The 827-nt window shown below is 67.6% G+C and carries 1 protein-coding gene; it reads left to right on the top strand.

The genetic code is table 11. The annotated features are described in order from the left end of the window. Positions 1–827, top strand: an 827-nt coding sequence (locus ACUN9Y_RS22100) for a hypothetical protein (protein ID WP_445462903.1), incomplete at both ends; no start/stop codon positions are given.

Here is an 827-nt window from a genome sequence, read left to right as displayed (position 1 = left end):
GGCCCGGTCACCCCGGACAGCGACGGGGATGCCAGTACGCTACCGGTTGCGACCACGCTGGATGAAGATGGCCTGCCTGGCGGTATCGCCGGCGGCAAGGGGGATGCCCCCGGCGAGGCCGTGGTGACCACGGGCTCATTGGATTACGCCTTCGGAGAGGATGGCCCGGCAGCGGACGGTGCCTTCGTCTGGTCTGTCGAGGGATTGCCGACGGTGACCAGTGACGGCCAGTCGGTGACATACAGGGTCTCCGATGACGGTCTGGTGCTTGAGGCGACCGACGAGACGGGAGCGCCGGTGCTGACGGTGAGGGTTACCGACGTCGACAGTGGCACGTATGAAGCGACCCTGCACCAGGGCCTCGATCACTCCGACGCGACCAGCGAGGACGACATCGACCTGACGTTCACCTACACCCTGACCGACGGTGACGGAACCACGGCGAAGGGCACCCTGACGGTGGTAGTCGACGATGACATGCCGAGCATCGTGGCGGGTGTGGACGATGACGTGAGCGAGGTCGACGAGGGTGACATCGTGACCGGTACCTGGGGCGTGGAAGGCGGTGCGGATGGCGCCTCGCCGCCGGTGATTCGTGTGCCGGGAGATGTCACGCCGTATGCCCCGGGAGATCCGATCGATACCGGTCACGGCATCCTGGTGGTCGACCCGGACGGTACCTGGACCTTTACCGCCGACCCCGGCGAAGGCGAGCCGCAGACGCCGACCCTCGACGTGACCCTGACGGTGACGGACGGCGACGGCGACGAGGCCGACACGACCATCATGCTGCCGATCGGCCCCGACACCGGCCCGGTCACCCCGGA

Source organism: Halomonas sp. V046 (assembly GCF_052645355.1).
Note: the sequence above shows the minus strand (reverse complement) of the source record. Positions and strands in the feature narration are given on the sequence as shown.